At 38.8% G+C, this 17794-nt stretch carries 15 protein-coding genes; 13 read left to right on the top strand and 2 right to left on the bottom strand.

Going from position 1 to position 17794, the window contains the following annotated elements:
- Positions 1–208: 208 nt before the first annotated feature.
- The 8 genes from HMPREF9200_RS04460 to sufU all read left to right on the top strand — a co-directional run bounded on the left by HMPREF9200_RS04460 (position 209) and on the right by sufU (position 9862).
- Positions 209–1678, top strand: coding sequence for a catalase (locus tag HMPREF9200_RS04460; protein WP_009353608.1), 1470 nt, complete (start codon positions 209–211; stop codon positions 1676–1678).
- A gap of 345 nt (positions 1679–2023) precedes the next feature.
- Entirely contained in the window at positions 2024–2443 is a 420-nt protein-coding gene (locus HMPREF9200_RS04455) for a DoxX family protein (protein ID WP_009353612.1), read from the top strand.
- Between the two features lie 652 nt (positions 2444–3095).
- Positions 3096–4349, top strand: a complete 1254-nt coding sequence (locus HMPREF9200_RS04450) for a diaminopimelate decarboxylase (protein ID WP_009353613.1) — start codon at positions 3096–3098, stop codon at positions 4347–4349.
- Positions 4350–4957: 608 nt separating this feature from the next.
- A complete protein-coding gene (gene sufC / locus HMPREF9200_RS04445) occupies positions 4958–5701 on the top strand; it encodes a Fe-S cluster assembly ATPase SufC (protein ID WP_009353596.1) in 744 nt (247 codons plus the stop codon).
- A 9-nt stretch (positions 5702–5710) separates the two neighbouring features.
- Positions 5711–7120, top strand: a complete 1410-nt coding sequence (sufB, locus tag HMPREF9200_RS04440) for a Fe-S cluster assembly protein SufB (protein WP_009353634.1) — start codon at positions 5711–5713, stop codon at positions 7118–7120.
- A 9-nt stretch (positions 7121–7129) separates the two neighbouring features.
- Complete coding sequence (locus HMPREF9200_RS04435; RefSeq protein ID WP_009353616.1) at positions 7130–8179, top strand: SufD family Fe-S cluster assembly protein; 1050 nt, start codon at positions 7130–7132, stop codon at positions 8177–8179.
- A gap of 14 nt (positions 8180–8193) precedes the next feature.
- Entirely contained in the window at positions 8194–9423 is a 1230-nt protein-coding gene (locus tag HMPREF9200_RS04430) for an aminotransferase class V-fold PLP-dependent enzyme (protein WP_009353615.1), read from the top strand.
- A gap of 13 nt (positions 9424–9436) precedes the next feature.
- Complete coding sequence (gene sufU / locus HMPREF9200_RS04425; RefSeq protein ID WP_009353628.1) at positions 9437–9862, top strand: Fe-S cluster assembly sulfur transfer protein SufU; 426 nt, start codon at positions 9437–9439, stop codon at positions 9860–9862.
- Between the two features lie 109 nt (positions 9863–9971).
- On the opposite strand, the gene HMPREF9200_RS04420 is transcribed toward sufU, so the two are convergent.
- Positions 9972–10196, bottom strand: a complete 225-nt coding sequence (locus tag HMPREF9200_RS04420) for a (2Fe-2S)-binding protein (protein WP_009353629.1) — start codon at positions 10194–10196, stop codon at positions 9972–9974.
- A gap of 222 nt (positions 10197–10418) precedes the next feature.
- On the opposite strand from HMPREF9200_RS04420, the gene HMPREF9200_RS04415 reads away from it, so the two are divergent.
- Positions 10419–11090 carry an HAD hydrolase-like protein gene (locus HMPREF9200_RS04415; protein ID WP_009353635.1) on the top strand — a complete coding sequence of 224 codons (672 nt, stop codon included), beginning with the start codon at positions 10419–10421 and terminating at the stop codon, positions 11088–11090.
- Between the two features lie 238 nt (positions 11091–11328).
- On the opposite strand, the gene HMPREF9200_RS04410 is transcribed toward HMPREF9200_RS04415, so the two are convergent.
- Entirely contained in the window at positions 11329–12555 is a 1227-nt protein-coding gene (locus tag HMPREF9200_RS04410) for an aminopeptidase (RefSeq protein WP_009353624.1), read from the bottom strand.
- Between the two features lie 85 nt (positions 12556–12640).
- Here HMPREF9200_RS04410 and HMPREF9200_RS04405 point away from each other — a divergent pair, with 85 nt between their 5' ends.
- From HMPREF9200_RS04405 to HMPREF9200_RS04390, 4 genes are all read left to right on the top strand, one after another.
- Positions 12641–13237 carry a helix-hairpin-helix domain-containing protein gene (locus tag HMPREF9200_RS04405; RefSeq protein WP_009353622.1) on the top strand — a complete coding sequence of 199 codons (597 nt, stop codon included), beginning with the start codon at positions 12641–12643 and terminating at the stop codon, positions 13235–13237.
- Positions 13238–13338: 101 nt separating this feature from the next.
- The gene (locus HMPREF9200_RS04400; RefSeq protein ID WP_218015397.1) at positions 13339–15444 is read left to right on the top strand and encodes a ComEC/Rec2 family competence protein; all 2106 of its coding nucleotides are present in this window, start codon (positions 13339–13341) and stop codon (positions 15442–15444) included.
- A gap of 42 nt (positions 15445–15486) precedes the next feature.
- Entirely contained in the window at positions 15487–16422 is a 936-nt protein-coding gene (gene holA, locus HMPREF9200_RS04395; RefSeq protein ID WP_083818412.1) for a DNA polymerase III subunit delta, read from the top strand.
- 7 nt (positions 16423–16429) lie between these two features.
- Entirely contained in the window at positions 16430–17782 is a 1353-nt protein-coding gene (locus HMPREF9200_RS04390; RefSeq protein WP_009353610.1) for a VanW family protein, read from the top strand.
- The last annotated feature ends 12 nt before the right edge of the window (positions 17783–17794 follow it).

Below are 17794 nucleotides of genomic sequence, written 5' to 3'. Positions count from 1 at the left end.
ATATATATGGATGATATATAATTAATAACTTGATAATGTTATAGTTAATAACATGAAGAATAATGAAAATTAATGGAAAATCATTATTGACAATACATAGAAAAAGTTTTATAATTACATCATAAAGTAACGGATAATTATTATCCGTTGTAAAAGATATAGGTTTTAATTTTATTATAATATGTATAAGTTTACAAAGGAGAAAGTTATGAAAGAAGAAAAATTGACAACAGCCTTTGGTGCTCCAGTGCCGGATAACAACAACAGTGCCACAGCTGGAAAACGTGGCCCTGTATTAATGCAAGACGTGTGGTTGATGGAAAAATTAGGCCACTTTGCTCGTGAAGTGATTCCTGAACGCCGTATGCATGCGAAAGGATCCGGTGCATTCGGTACTTTCACAGTGACAAACGACATCACTAAATATACAAAAGCAAAAGTATTCTCTGAAGTAGGTAAACAAACTGATTTGTTTGTACGTTTCTCCACAGTAGCTGGTGAACGTGGTGCCGCTGATGCGGAACGTGATATCCGTGGTTTCGCTGTGAAAATGTACACAGAAGAAGGTAACTGGGATTTAGTAGGTAACAACACACCAGTATTCTTCATCCGCGATCCATTGCAATTCCCAGACTTGAACCGTGCGGTAAAACGTAATCCTGAAACTAACTTGCGTGATGCTACTGCAAACTGGGACTTCTGGACTAGCTTGCCAGAAGCAATGCACCAAATCACAATCGTAATGAGTGATCGTGGTATTCCTGATGGCTACCGTCATATGCATGGTTTCGGTTCTCATACATATAGCTTAATCAATGAGAACGACGAACGTGTATGGGTGAAATTCCACTGGGTATGCCAACAACCAATTAAAAACTTAACAGAAGATGAAGCAGCTGCTATCATTGCGAATGATCGTGAAAGTGCACAACGTGACTTATTTGATGCGATCGCTAAAGGTGATTTCCCTCGTTGGAAATTATACATTCAAGTGATGACAGAAGAACAAGCAGAAGCTCTTCCATACAATCCATTTGACCTTACAAAAGTATGGTATAAAAAAGACTTCCCATTAATCGAAGTAGGGGTGATGGAATTGAACCGTAACCCAGAAAACTACTTCCAAGATGTAGAACAAGCAGCATTTGCTCCATCCACAATTATCCCTGGTATTGGATTCAGCCCTGACCGTATGTTACAAGGTCGTTTGTTCTCCTATGCAGATGCGCAACGCTACCGCTTAGGCACAAACTATCCATCCATTCCTGTGAATGCGCCTAAATGCCCATTCAATTCTTACCATCGTGATGGACAAGGCCGTGTAGATGGCAACCATGGCGCTACTATTGGATATGCTCCAAATAGCTTTGGCCAATGGGCTAACCAACCACAATACAAAGATCCAGGATATGATGTATCTGGTAAAGCATACCAATACGACTTCCGTGAAGATGATTCCGATTACTATACACAACCTGGTAAATTGTTCCGTCTCATGACTCCAGAACAACAACAAGTATTGTTTAGTAATACAGCTCGCAATATGGCAGGAGTTCCATTGTTCATCCAAGAACGTCATGCTAAACATTGCTATGCATGTGACCCTGCATATGGTGAAGGCGTAGCGAAAGCATTGGGTATTACAGTAGATTTCTCTACACCTGCTGACATCGGGTAACACTTGCAGCGCTATTCAGTCGATGGTGTTCCTTTGAAAATAGCATAATAGTAGGAGTGCGACACATTTCCTCACAAACGGTATTTCATAATGTTTGTTCGGAAACATGTCGCACTCCTTTTGTGTTGTCATTATTTTAGCAAAGGAAAAGCCATAGATTTCTACGCACAACTGCGTTCAAGGTGGTAGGGGAACATGGGGCAATCGTATTAAGCAATTCTTGCTAGGATATAAGGTTAGGGGTATGTATAGAATTGCATTTAGGAGAGTGGTAAGGTGTTATGGTATACTTATGTATATTAGTTAATTAATTGCAAGAAAATTTGTCGAGGGAAGGATACACATATGGTTCATTTTTTATTGCGTGGTAAACCTACGTATGTTAACTTTGGAATATTGGTGTTGCGATTAGCTCTTGGTATCTCTATGTCCTATCATGGATATGTGAAGTTATTAAGTGGCGCAGCTGGTTTATATAAAGTAGGTGCTATGTTAGCACCATTGGGGGTGTCTGGATACTTTGAAGTGTTTGGAGCTTTGTCAGCATTCAGTGAATTATTAGGTGGTATTTTGTTAGCCCTTGGTTTATTTACACGTTTAGGATCCTTATTGTTAGCTGGAGTTTTGTTTACAGCTACGATTCTTCATATAGATGCAGGTTTCTTTGCATGGGATTATCCATCACAAATGGGATTTGCTGCATTGGCTATATTCTTTATGGGTGGTGGACGATATAGTGTAGATGCGTCTTTATTTGGGAAGTAACTTGATTCGCTATGTAGTCTGTAGTGTTCTTACTTAATACAGTGGGAAGAAAGATCGCAATAGACCTCTTTAGAAACGGTATTTCATAATGTTTCTTCAGAGGTATATTGCGGTCTTTTGGGTTTTATAGTGTATGCAGTAAGGAACGCCACAAGTCTACTACTCGTAACTACGTTTCTTGGGGGAGTTTATGCTGTTCGTTCGAGGGCGCACCATGCTCTTTTTATGTTTGGCTATTTCAGTGCAATATATCTCGCTATGAGATTACTACGCGAAATAGCGTTCCTCAAGGGGCGTGATACTAGGTATAAGTTTCCATGTTTAGTGGTAATAGGAGATACAAGTGCTTGAAATGGCTAAATTGTATATGGTGTATTGAATACAGTTCTTTTTGCTGGAACATTCTATAGAATCTTTACAATTCTATAGAATGTATGTTACAATACGTTACGGTATTCATGGATTACCTTTGGATTGATGGCATAGTATTATGTATTTCTTTCACAGGTAATGGTATAACTCTTAAGGTCTAGGCGGAAATGTGTCGCTCCTTATTGAGATAATACATGAAGAGTGCCTATTGTTTAATATATAGCTATGTTACAGAAAGAGGCTGTCACATAGTACATTACAAATAGATTGAGGAGTTAAGATGAACGCAAAAACAACACCATTTACAAAGGAACAATTAGAAACGATTATCGCGCAATATCCAACGCCGTTCCATATTTATGATGCGAAAGGTATTATGGATAATATGCGCGCATTTTTAGATGCTTTCAGTTGGGCACCAGGGTTCAAACAATATTTTGCTGTGAAAGCAACGCCCAATCCATATATTATGAAAATGATGAAAGAAATCGGTATTGGTGCAGACTGCTCCTCTATGGCAGAACTAATTTTGAGCGAAAAGGTGGGGATCACAGGAGATGACATCATGTTCTCCTCCAATGATACGCCGTACGAAGAATACAAAAAAGCGATGGATTTAGGTGCGATTATTAACCTAGATGATATTACGCACATTGCCTATTTGGAACAACATGGTGAGTTGCCAGATCGTTTTTGTTTCCGTTATAATCCAGGTTCTTTAAAAGAAGGTGGTAACACAATTATCGGCCTTCCGGAAGAAGCGAAATATGGCATGACGGAAGCACAAATCATGGAAGCTATCAACTACTTAAAAGGAAAAGGTATTACTAACTTCGGTTTACATACGATGGTGGTATCCAATGAACTAGATGTTGATGGCTTAGTAGGCACGGCTGAATTGATGTTTAACCTAGCATTGCGTGTGAAAGAACAAACTGGTGTAGAAGTATCTTTTATTGACCTTGGCGGTGGTATTGGTGTTGCTTATAAACCAGAGCAGACTCCAGTAGATTATAAGGTGTTAAGTGCAGGTGTAAAAGCAGCCTATGACCGTTTGATTACAGGAACTGGTCATAGCCCGATTCAATTGGCATACGAGTGTGGTCGTATGGTGACAGGTCCTTATGGGTATTTGGTGGCTACAGCGATCCACAAAAAAGATATTTATAAACATTATATTGGCTTAGATGCATGTATGTCTAACTTGATGCGTCCAGCTTTATATGGCTCGTATCATCATATTACTGTGATGGGAAAAGAAAATGAGCCAGCTAACATGACCTATGATGTGACTGGATCTTTATGTGAAAATAATGATAAATTTGCCATCGATCGTCAATTACCAAAAATTGACATGGGCGACCGCATTGTGATTCATGATGCTGGTGCTCATGGTCATGCTATGGGCTTCAATTACAATGGTAAATTGCGCTCCGCAGAGCTATTACTACATGAAGATGGCAGTGTCACACAAATTCGCCGAGCAGAAACACTAGATGATTATTTTGCTACATTAGATTTTTCTAATTTATAAGTAGAAATGTAAAGGGCTGTTCTTTACGATAGTTATTTAGGCTAATATAGACATATGCTTTAGTTACTTCTGAGACATTGTTATACATCTCAGGGAAATAGAGTATATGTCTATTTATATATAATTAGCACCTAATCGTGAGGGGCAATCTATTAGAGTTGGTATATAATTGTGTAGGATAAATTGCAAGTCTATATTTATAGAAATTGAGTGTAGTTATATGAAGAGAGTAAAATGCTTTATATCCCTAAAAAAATATGGGAATAGCATTTACAATATTGAGAAAATTCGGTATAATAAACATTGTTGAGTCTCTTGGTGGAGAATTTAAATTTCAATATGCTATAAATGAATAGATGATATGTTAATATATCATTAAAATCATAGTAAAATAGTAGAAATTACCTTGCGGTTCGAGTCTATACACAGTATAATATAAATAGTATATTTACTAAATTAGATTTAAGCCAAAGTGGCGTTCTCGTGCTATGAATATAACAGCGGATTACACTTTGGTGGAATCCGTTTTTTTACGGTATTCAACATATGCTAAGACCTAACGAGTCTTCTTTTGTATATAGTAACTTATTTGATAAGGAGTGACATACGTGGCAGAATTACTTCGCGTAGACAATGTGCGTGCCTCTATTGAAGAGAAAGAAATCTTAAAGGGCATCAATTTAACAATTAATAAAGGTGAAATCCATGTAGTAATGGGCACAAACGGTGCTGGTAAATCTACATTGGCCAATGTAATCATGGGCAACCCTGCTTATGAAGTAACAGAAGGCTCCATTGTATTTGATGGTGAGAATATCACTGAAGAAGCTGTAAACGATCGTGCGAAAAAAGGTATTTTCATGTCTTTCCAACATCCAATTTCCGTACCAGGTATTACAGTAGAAAACTTTATCCGTACGGCTAAAAACACAATTACTGGTGAAAACGTACGTGCTTTAGCTTTCAAAAAAGAATTGAAAGCAAAAATGGAAGAATTATCTTTCGATACTTCTTACGCTAACCGTTATGTGAACGAAGGTTTCTCCGGTGGTGAAAGAAAGAAAAATGAAATTCTTCAAATGTCTATTTTGAATCCTAAATTGGCTATCCTTGATGAAACTGATTCCGGTCTTGATGTAGATGCTGTTCGTATCGTATCTGAAGGTGTAAACCGTTTCCATAATGAAGAGAATGCGGTGCTAATCATCACTCACCATAATCAAATTCTTCAAAAATTAAATCCAAACTATGTACACATCTTAATCGATGGCCGTATTGTAAAAACTGGTGGCCCTGAACTCGTTCGTGAAATCGAAGAAAAAGGCTACGACGCATATAAAAATTTAGTATAGGAGGATTTCATGGAAGCGAGAAAGAAAACTCAAATTGAGGAGATGGATCGCGGCGTCTATGACATTCGTAATGAATTTGATTTCTCCTATAAATCAGAAGCTGGTTTAACAGAAGATATCATTCGTGAAATATGGGCTAACAAAAATGAGCCACAATGGATGTTAGATTTCCGTTTAAAATCTCTTGAAATTTACAATCAATTAGAGGTTCCTAATTGGGTGCCAGATATTAGCGCCTTAAATATGGCAGATATTGTGACCTATGTAAAACCTAAAATTGATATGAAAGAAGACTGGAACGAAGTTCCAGAAGATATTAAAGAGACATTTGACCGTCTGGGTATCCAAGAAGCTGAAAAAACTTCTTTGGCTGGTGTAGGCGCTCAATATGACTCTGAGGTTGTATATCATAGTATTCAAGAAGACTTGATTCGTCAAGGCGTTGTATATACTGATATGCAGACAGCACTACACGAACATGAGGATATTGTAAAACAATATTTCATGACATTAGTGCCACCTACAGATCATAAATTTGCAGCTTTACATGGTGCAGTATGGTCTGGCGGTTCCTTCGTGTATGTACCAAAAGGAGTGACTGTAGATATTCCATTGCAGTCTTACTTCCGTTTAAATGCACCAGGCGCAGGTCAGTTTGAACATACTTTAATCATCGTAGAAGAAGGGGCAAAAGCACACTTCATTGAAGGTTGTTCCGCTCCAAAATACAATGTAGCTAACTTACATGCTGGTTGCGTTGAGTTATTCGTAAAAGATAATGCTACTTTGCGTTATTCTACTATCGAAAACTGGTCTAAAAACATGTACAACTTGAATACAAAACGTAGTCGAGTTGGTAAAAATGGTACAATCGAGTGGGTATCTGGATCCTTCGGATCTGCTGTATCTTGCTTATATCCAATGAGTATCTTGGCTGGTGAAGGCGCGCATTGTGAATTCACAGGCGTTACATTTGCTGGGGAAGGACAATATTTAGATACAGGGGCAAAAGTTATTCATGCCGCACCACATACAACAAGTAATGTTAACTCTAAATCTATTTCTAAGAGTGGTGGTACAGCGATTTACCGTGGTGTCTTGAACATCGGTAAAAATGCAGACCATTCTAAAGCGACAGTATCTTGTGAGTCCTTAATGTTAGACCAAGAGTCTCAATCCGATACCATTCCATCTATAACTATTGAAAATGATAATGTCGATTTAGGGCACGAAGCAAAAATCGGCCGTATTTCCGATGAAGCGATTTTCTACTTAATGACTCGTGGTATTAGTGAAGAAGAAGCAAGAGCAATGCTTGTACGTGGTTTCGTAGAACCAATTTCTAAAGAATTACCATTAGAATATGCCGTAGAAATGAATAATTTGATTACCTTAGAACTTGAAGGTTCTATCGGATAGGAGGTTAGGATGAGCAACACATTACATTTTAATGAATTGCCTAGACCGACTTTCCGTTGGTTAAAGGTAAATCATACAGAAGGCAATGTATGGGCTGGTACAGAACGTGCTACAGTGACAGTTGAAGGGTCCAAGCACATTGTAACAGACATTACAAATAAGGAACTATTAGAACCTTCTTATGAAGGTGTCCATGCTGGTGCGTTGCGCGATGCATCTCATCACTTTACACATGGCTATCACATTCAAGTACCAGCTGGTGCAAAGGAAGCATTGACCATAGTTCTTGATGTACAAGGTGCTGTCAGTGAAAGAACACGCTTACAAATCGAAGCGGAAAAAGACTCTACCTTAGAGTTAACGCTTTGCTTGAAAGGCGAAGCTACTGATGGTCATGTGGGATTACTTTCAGAAATCGTGTCCCACACAGGAGCATCTGTGGTGTTCAAAAAAGTGCAATTGCTAACTGGTAAGGTACAACAATTTGAACATCGTTATACACGAGTAGAAGAGTCTGGTCATGTAGAGTTCATCAACATCGAGTTGGGTGGTTCTGAAAACTTCTTGAATTATCAAGAAGATTTAGTAGGAGACTACGCAGAAGTAGAACATGATTTAGGCTATTGCGGTACAGGTATGCAAGTATTTGATATTGCCATGTTAATGAAACATATCGGTAGAAAAACAATCAGTAATATTAATAACTTAGGTGCATTGAATGGTTCTTCTAAAAAATCATTCCGTGGTACCTTAGATTTCTTGCGTGGTAGCTTGGCATCTGAAGGTGCAGAAGAAGATACATGTTTACTATTAACGCCACAAGTAAAGTCCATTTCTTTACCATTGTTATTGTGTAAAGAAGATAATGTATCTGGCAATCACGCATCCAGTGCTGGTCAATTAGACCCAGCTAAATTATTCTATTTAATGAGCCGTGGTTTCAACGAAGAAGAAGCAAAACATATCATCGTAGAATCCATGTTACGACCATTGATTGATCGTATTGGCAATGAAGAAATGGAAGAAACTGCCTTAGCAGTACTACGACAAAAAATATAATTGAGAGGGATAGTATGAAACCAATAGCAGAGGCATATAGAGATTTTCCAATTTTAACAAGAACTCATCGTGGTAAACGCATTGCTTACTTGGATAGCGGTGCTACTACACAAATTCCAGTGCCAGTGATGAAAGCATTAGAAATGCATATGGCGAATCATAATGGAAATCCCCATCGTGGAGCCCATGTGCTTGCTATGGAAGCATCCGAGGCCTATGAAGGTGCTCGTGATGTGGTGCAACGATTCATTAATGCTCGTAAACGCGAAGAAATTATCTTCACTCGAAACACTACAGAAAGTTTGAACTTAATTGCTCATTCCTATGGCTTGAAGCATGTAAAAGAGGGAGATAAAATCGTCATCACTATAGCGGAGCATCATGCAAATCTTGTGACTTGGCAATATGTATGCCGAGTGACAGGGGCCACTTTGGAATATATGTACCTAGATGAAAATGGTCACATCAAAGATGGTGAAATGGATAAAATTGATGGATCTACAAAAATTGTATCCTTTGCCCATGTAAGTAATGTGTTAGGTATGGAATTTCCAGTAAAAGAGCTGGTGGAACGCGCTCATGCTGTTGGTGCCATTGCTATTCTAGACGGAGCGCAATCGGCTCCTCATCAAGCTATTGATGTGCAAGCCTTAGATTGTGATTTCTTCGTATTCTCAGGCCATAAAATGTGTGCTTCTCAAGGTATTGGTGTGGTGTATGGTAAATATCACTTATTAGAAGACATGGATCCATTCTTATTTGGTGGGGACATGATTGAATATGTGAAAGAGCAAACCACAACATTCAATGAAGTACCTTATAAATTTGAGGCTGGCACACCCAATGCACATGGTGCTGTTACATTAAAAGCTGCCATTGAGTATTTGGAACAGTTTGGTATGGATGCTATTCATGAATATGAACAAGAATTAGTGCGCTATGTATTACCTAAACTAGCGGCTATGCCACATATTCATTTATTAGGTAGTGCCAATCCAGAAGAAAAGCATGGAGTCATTGCTTTCACTGTGGATGATGTACATCCTCACGATGTAGCAACCATCATGGATAGCCATGGGGTATGCTTACGTTCTGGTCATCATTGTGCGCAACCACTAGGTGCTTACTATGGAGTACCGGCATCCAACCGTATTAGTATGTACATTTATACTAAAAAAGAAGATTTAGATCAATTTTTGGAAGCCCTGAAAACAGTTCGACCAACCATGGGCTTGTCAGAGTAAGGAGAACAATACCATGGAAATGGATCAAGTGTATACGGAACTGATTTTGGAGCATAACCAAGACAAGCGTAATAAGCGTTTGTTAGAGGTGTTTACTGCTAGTGAACATGGTCATAATCCAAGTTGCGGTGATGATTTAACATTGCAAGTGAATGTGGTAGACGGTATTGTAAAAGACGCTGCTTATACAGGTTCCGGCTGTGCTATCAGCCAAGCATCGGCATCTATGATGATTGATGTCATTACTGGTAAATCCTTAGAAGAAGCTTTCCAACTAGTGGACCTTTTCTTAGGAATGATCAAAAAAGAAGTGACTGATGAAGACGAATTAGAAGCCTTAGAAGATGCGATTGCTTTGCAAAATATTTCTAACATGCCTGCCCGTGTTAAATGTGCAGTGCTTGCTTGGCATACATTGCGTGAAGCATTAAAGAAATAAAAAGAAGGCTGCTACAGAATGATATACATTCTTGAGCAGCCTTTTTTATGTATATAAAAAAGATAGGTGATATGTATCACCTATCTTATGATTCTTATGTTGGTCGAGCTTACCATTGTCCTTCTTGGTGCTCTTTTAAAAGTTTCACCACTCGTGGGCCACAGCCTTTGCCACCGCATGCACCGGTACCAGCACTAGTGCGCTCTCTAATTTTAGGAAATGTATCGCAACCATCTAAGATTGCTTCTTTAATTGCTTTTCTTGTAATACTACGGCAAGTACAAACTTTTGTTAACTTATCTAAAATGGCCGTAGGAATTTGATTATCTTCCATACTGTCCTCCTACTATATAGAAACTTTTCTATATACAGTATACTCTTTACTGTATTACTTGTAAAGGTATTTTTCACAGCTAAGAAATGTATCCTGTACCTAGGATGATATAGATCTAGTATACTTTTGAAAGTAGAACTGACACATGGAAACAACCAACGATTACTTATTATATGTGTTAACCTATATATTACCCTACATTTATTTTTGATAGGAGTCATTATGATTTGTGTTATTTTTGATTTAGATGGAACCTTAACAGATTCTCATGAAGGAATTTTAAAATCTATACGTCATGCCTTAACGAGTATGAATCATCCTATTCCTGATGAGGACACATTACAATTATTCATTGGTCCACCGTTGGCGGATTCTTTTAAAGAACATTGCCATATGACAGATGAAGAGGTGGAGCAGGCCTACAACTTTTTCAAAGAACGGTATGATTCCGTTGGAAAATATGAAAATGCAGTGTATCCCCAAATTGAAGAAGCCTTAAAAGCGCTTCGTAAAACAGGTGCCTATGTTGGGATTGCTACGGCAAAACCAGAAGAACAAGCGAAGGATATTATTAAGCATTTTAAATTAGATCCATACTTTGAAGTAATTCGTGGGGCCAATCGTGAAATTGGTTTAGTCCATAAGCTAGACATTCTGAAAGAAGCTTTGAAAGATATGGAGACAATTACAGCACAAAAATATAAAATCTCCCGTTGGTACATGGTGGGAGATCGTAAATACGATATGGAAGCTGCCAAAGCATTAAATTGTGTGGCTATGGGTGTATCTTACGGATATGGTTCAGTGGAAGAATTAGAATCTGCTGGTGCTGATTATATCTGTGAAAGCCCATCCGATGTACTAGTAAATATCGCTGTAGATACATTGCTATAAGGCACTATTTACAGTACAATTAGGTTATATATCTAGAAGACCATAGGGTTGTCATAGAATAGACTATTGGTATATGGCAGAAAACAAATTGACACAATAAAAAGAGGCACCTTGCTGTCATGCGAGGTACCTCTTTTTTTGCATTACCATATGTTAGTTCATACCCCTTCCCATAAGATGGGGAGTTCTGATGGATTTATGGGAAATATGCATAGTAGTATGTTTAGATAGAGCGCCCTTATACTTGCAAGCGTCCTTCAATCATAATAGGAACTTCTTTGCCATCTTTTGTAGTGCCCATGATATTCATTTTTTCATGACCAATCATAAAGTCTGTATGTGCTAAGGATGTATTTAGTCCACGAGCGTGTAGTTCTTCTTGAGATAATCCATCGCTATGGGCTAAGCAAGTTGGATATGCAGCCCCTAATGCTAAGTGACAAGATGCATTTTCATCGTACAAGGTTTCAAAGAAAATCATATTGGATTGGCTAATAGGGGAGTAATGATCTACAAGGGCTACTTCTCCAAGGTAGCAAGAGTTTTCATCCGTCTCAATGAGGTTTGTTAAATACTCACGACCTTGTTTGGCATCGTAGTCAACGACCTTACCATCTCTGAATGTCATATGGAAGTCTTCGATACGGTTTCCATCATAGATTAATGGTTTCGTAGAATACACGATGCCATTGGCACCTGTATAGTGCGGTGCAGAAAATACTTCTTCTGTTGGAATATTGGCATCAAAGATAATTCCTTTTTTAGATGATTCTTTACCACCTAACCATAAGTGCCCTTTTGGCATTTGTAAAGTTAAGTCTGTACCGTTTGGACAGGTATAATGTAAGGATACCAATTGTAAATCATTCAGTGTTTTGGTGCGCTTAGCAAGGCGATCTAAATGGTTGCTGAAGGATTCTTCTTCTGGTACGTGTTTCATACGACATAAGGTAAAGATAGTATTCCATAAGCGGTTGATTTTTTCTTCTTCTGTGCCCTCATAACCAAGCAAATCAGCCCATGTGAGAGTGGCTACTGAGGCTACACACCAAGTAAGGGTAGAATCCATAATGGCCTCGTGGTAAAATTTAGTTAACTTGCCCATACTACGAGAGGCGAGAGCGATTTTTTCAGAAGGCACACCTTCATAGGCAAATGGATTTGCACTGATTAAGGATAAAATACATGCGTTGGAATCAAGGATATGGTTATACATATCTTTAATCCAAGGCGCGGGATTAGATAAGACCTCATCTTTTACATTGGATAAACGAGACTTAGCTGTGATAGTGCTACGCCAATTAATATGCACATCTTTAGCACCCAGTGCATAGGCCTCTTCCACAACGATGTATACAAAATCTTTATTTTCTACATCTCCATTGATGACCAACAGTTGGTCTTGTTGTAAATTGACACCTTCTTGTAGTAAAAGACGGGCATATTGTTGTAAATCTTCTTTCATAATACCTCCCAATATATACTGGTAGTGAATTTTAAAGGATACTACTCATCTATGACGAACCTTTTGTTTGAAAGGATGTGATAGAATGAAAGTAACAAATCGAAAACGAATTGGCATCATCGTATGCCTATTCCTACTGTGTGTATGTGGATACTATCTTATTATAGCAGATACACCAATGAAAGGCGATGGATCACCATCTGATACCCCAAAGATTGTGAAGCAGTTAGACAAAGGAAATCGTGGTGGTCCAGTGGAGAAGGAAACGAAAGCAGATACAATTTTGGTGTATGTCACAGGAGCGGTAGAAGAGCCAGGATTGTATGAGCTACAAAGCCCTGCGACGGTGAAGTCAGCTATTGAGGCCAGCAAAGGACTATTACCCTATGCAGATGTGAATCATCTACATTTAGAAGATACCTTAGAGGAAAGTGCACATATTCATGTAGATTTCAACTTTCACGGAAGTCCTGAGGAGTTACTACGAAAACAAAATATCTCTATTAATGATGGAACCGAAGCAGATTTACAAAAAATATCGGGCATAGGCCCTAAGATGGCGAAAAAGATTGTGGACTATCGTCAAGAACATGGTCCTTTCAAAAGTTTAGAAGAATTACGACAGGTGAAGGGGATAGGACCTGCATTGTATAAAAAAATTGTGGAGAAAGTACGATTATGAAATGGTTACCAAAGCCAATAGATCTAGGTATCACCAGTGTGCTAGGAATGCTATTGGGAATTTGTATGAGCCTATATGAAAACGAATTATACACCTATCTTATGTATTGGTTAAGTATCATTACTATATTTGGCATCCTTGGGATAATAGGATTACGTGGATACGAACAACGTAATGAACATATGTATAAAATGATGCGATATGTGATGGGCTTAGTGGGTATTATTTCTGTATTTACTGCTATAGGATATGTACATACAGATCGAGTCATCACACACTATTTTGAAGATAGACCGTTTTATTATGGTGCCGATGGTGCCTATTATGTGCAATTAACTAGTAACCCACAGCCTACGGTGACGCTAGATGGCATTATGACCATGGTAGATGCTGATGTAGAAGGAATGGATATAGATAAGAATGGCGCTACTGAGCATGTGCCCGCTAAGGGAAGTATTCGTATCTATGTGCCAGGAGAGCCACCTATTCATATGGGAGATCGCTACGTCATTCGTGGTACTGTGAAAGGCTTTACCTATTACGAGCAAAGTGGTTCTCTATCTATGAAAACGAGATATATCAATGATGGACTACAAGGAAATTTGTACCAAGGTACCATAGAAGGCCCCTACACAGTAGAGAAGACCCTAGGCACATGGATAACTGATACGGGGTATGCACTGGGTGCTTATCTAGATAGAGTCCATCATTGGGTGGCACAACAATTTGAAGAGAATCTAGAACCATCCATTGCTAGCTTAGGCGCCTCCTTGGTACTAGGCGGTCAATATGCTATGCTACCAGAAACAATGGTAAAGTTATTCAGTGAAACAGGTCTTATCCACATTTTGTCGGTGTCAGGGTCTCATATTGCCTTGTTATTTCTCATTATTTCTATCGTATTGCAGCGGTTGCATTTACGTAAAGGTGTAGAATTTTCCATCACTTGTGCTTTGATTTTACTGTACTGTACAATTGTGGGGTGGAGTCCGCCAGTATTACGATCTGCCATAATGGGACTATTAAGCGGATACGTGGTGATGCATGGCGGTACGTATCGGGCGTTACATGCGCTCCTATTATCTGCCTTATGTTTGCTTTTGTGGAAACCATTGTTCGCGGTAGATATTAGTTTTGTATTATCCTTTGGGTCTACCTTGGGCATCATCGGATTGTATCCCTATGTGTATCGGCTATTTCCGCCGAATCCTATCTCTAAAGGGGTGGCTTTATGTATCTCTGCACAAGTTCTTATATTTCCAATTGAATTATATTATTTTCATATACTTAGTTTTCTTAGTATTTTGTCCAACCTTATAGTAGGGCCCTTGCTAGATATGGCGATTATAGCAGGTCTTTTTTTGGCTATCCTAAATTTAGTATTTACTTTTACATTAGGTTGGTCTCTCTTAGGTTTCATTCTGAAAGCCAGTATGTCTCTTTTATTTGCTATTCGTAATCTAGGTCTATTGTGGTCACCTCCCATGCCTTTGTGGTTAGTGGTAGTGTGGTATCTAGGCGTGTCGTATATATATTGGTTGTTAGCACTGAAAGAGCCTATTCGTGTGGCATGGAATAGGATGGCAAGTATTGCACTCTTGGTAGTAGGGATGTTGCCCTTAGGACTATCTTATGTAAAACCAATGGTGCAAGTAGTGCCTATTGCTATCTCCTCAGGACCAGCTTTCATGGTCTGTAAGACAGGCTTTTATAGGGAGGCATACCTATATATAGATGCTAAGAATGGCGATATTTCACCACGAGCGATGAAACAATGTATAGATGCCTTGCATCACCGTGGGTTTAGTCGTTGGAATGGTGTGTTTGTAGAAGGATATCAGAAGGGGTACACTCATGTGGATACCTTAGAACATCTTTATAGTAAAGGGCAAGCTGGTAAAGAGCTAACACTAGATTGGTTATCTGTACAACTTCATACCAAAGCAGGCTATGAAATTATCGTAACAGGACATAGAAAGTTTCACTTTCATCCTAGAAAAGAAGGAGAAAAAGTTCAAGAAATAGTGTATAATACTAAGAGAGAAACGAATACAATATATGGCTTGACCGCTAGCAATCAATTATTGCATTATCAAGAACGAGGGGCAATGCATTTTATCGTGTGGAATACCTTGCACAGTCAATTTGATGTGGAGGAAGGCGTGTATATTGTAGGTAGTGATGAAAACAATGTAGTAACATTATAAGAGGTGCCAGATGGTTACATTGCTCTATGGAGATGAACCACAATTATTAGAAGAAAAAAACAGAATCTCTTACATCAATATACAGATCGGACCTTGCTTACCTTGCGTGAAGAGCAAGGTCCCGGTTCTATTTTAGGACAATTACAAGAAGTATCTCTCTTTGGTGAACCACGAGTATTTCTGCTTGTCCATTTGCCTATCTTTGATAAACCGAAGAAAAAGCTGGCTCCAGAGTGGCAAGGATTGCGAGACTATTTGCAAAGCTATACTGGAGAAGATCCTATTATTGTAGTGTATCCAGAAACCATTGATGGACGGTTGCAAGGAAATAAAGCATTTTTGGGAGCTGTAGAATCCTTTAAGTTTGAAAAAGTAGAGGGAGAAGCTCTCTTTCAGTGGATACAACAACATTGCAAGGCTCATAAGCAAAAGATAGATCTCGATGGCATGGCATATCTACGTGACTTGGTAGATTTGTGGAAAGATGTGCCTTTAGCATTTTTGCGCACAGAATTTGATCGATTGTTCCTACTACTAAAAAATGGGGAATCGATGACAGCGCCATTTTTAAAAGAGCATATGACAGACTTTGGAGAGAAAAATATTTTTCGCTTTAAAGATGCTTTATTAGCGAAAGATGCACGAACATTACTAGATTTATTCCCCTCTATGCTAAAGAATAGAAGTGTAGATATGGCGATGGCTTATGTGCATAATCAAATGCATTTACAACTCATGGTCAGTGAATGTGCGTTTTATGGGATGACATTACCTGAGATTCAAAGCTTATTTAAGGAAAAAGGGATGAAAGCCAATCCCTATACAATTAAATTAGCCTTTGAAGCGCGCCGAAAAATTCAAATCCCAGCGGTAGCAACATTGATTAGCCAGCTGTATCATTTAATTTTGCAAAGCCGTCAAGGTATAGCAGATATGAGCCAATTTCAAGATATTTGTTTAGCCTATTGCGCAAATTAGGAGAAGTATGAAACGAAAGTATATTGCCACTGTGTCAGCTCTTATAGTTGTCGTTGGGGGAGCTGTAACAGGGCTTGTATGGCCTACGGGAAACACTATTTATGGATTAACTATAGATGGTCATAGTATATCTCATCAAAGTATGGATGAAGTAGACACCTATTTACAAGAGCGGAACACACAGTCACAAAGGATTCGCATAGTGGATCCTAAGGGAAAAGAAACGACCGTGAATTTAACAGATTTAGGGGTTACCATAGATAGGGTGGGAACCTTAACTGATGTAATGGATTATGGCTATGAAAGTGATGTCATGACCTATGTCATGCACCGAGTAGATGCGTTACTTCATGGAAAAGCGATGAACATTCGATATAAAGTAGATGGACCTATGGCTGAGTCCTACTTTATGAATTACGCTAAGGCCATGGGACAAGTAGGGGCCAATGCCACTGTTACTTTAGAAGGTAACACAGTGGTACATCAGCCTGCTAAGGTAGGACGTAAATTGGATGTGACAGCTACCATGAAACGTTTGCAAGAACAGCTACAAGAAGGGAAGGTAGAGACCCTAGAACTTGTTATCAATGAGTCTGCACAGCCTACGATAACAGATAAAGATTTAGTGTCTATCACTTCCATATTGGGGTCCTTTACGACTTATTTTGATGGCTCTAATACAAGCCGAGCCCATAATATTCATTTAGCATCTCAAAAAATTCATCAAACCTTGATTCCGGCAGGGGGTATTTTCTCCTTTAATCAAGTTGTAGGAGAACGGACTGCTGAAGCGGGCTATGATGATGCGCCTGTATTTATGGGAGGACGTTTGGTGCCAGGTATTGGTGGCGGCATATGCCAAGTAAGTTCTACCTTGTTTAATACAGCATTATTATCTGGTATGGATATTGTAGAACGTGATACGCATTTTGCTCCTGTTTCCTATATACCAGTAGGCTTAGATGCTACTGTGGCGTGGGGATATATTGACTTTCAGTTTAAAAACCCTTACTCGCATCCCATCTATGTGATCGCCGAAGAAGGTGCTGGCTATGTGACCATTACTATATTAGGAGCTAAGGAAGATGTACCACAGTCTGTAACGATTACAAAAGGTAAAGAACAAAGAATTCCTAATAAAAAGATAGAAAAAATCGATGAGGCTGTAAAAGAGGAAACTGTAGAGGAAGCAGGTCATGAAGGAGTTTCTGTAGATACGACGAGAACCATAGTATATGGAGATGGGCGATCTTCTACGTATACCTTTAATTCTTATTATGAACCTGTAGATACGGTTATTGTCACAGGTCCTAATGTGGTAAAAAAGCATAAAGAGGATTCTAGTAAAAAGAATGGATAGTTGAATCAATAA

Source organism: Veillonella sp. oral taxon 780 str. F0422 (assembly GCF_000221605.1).
Taxonomy (GTDB): domain Bacteria; phylum Bacillota; class Negativicutes; order Veillonellales; family Veillonellaceae; genus F0422.
This window is presented reverse-complemented; position numbering and strand designations above follow the sequence as displayed.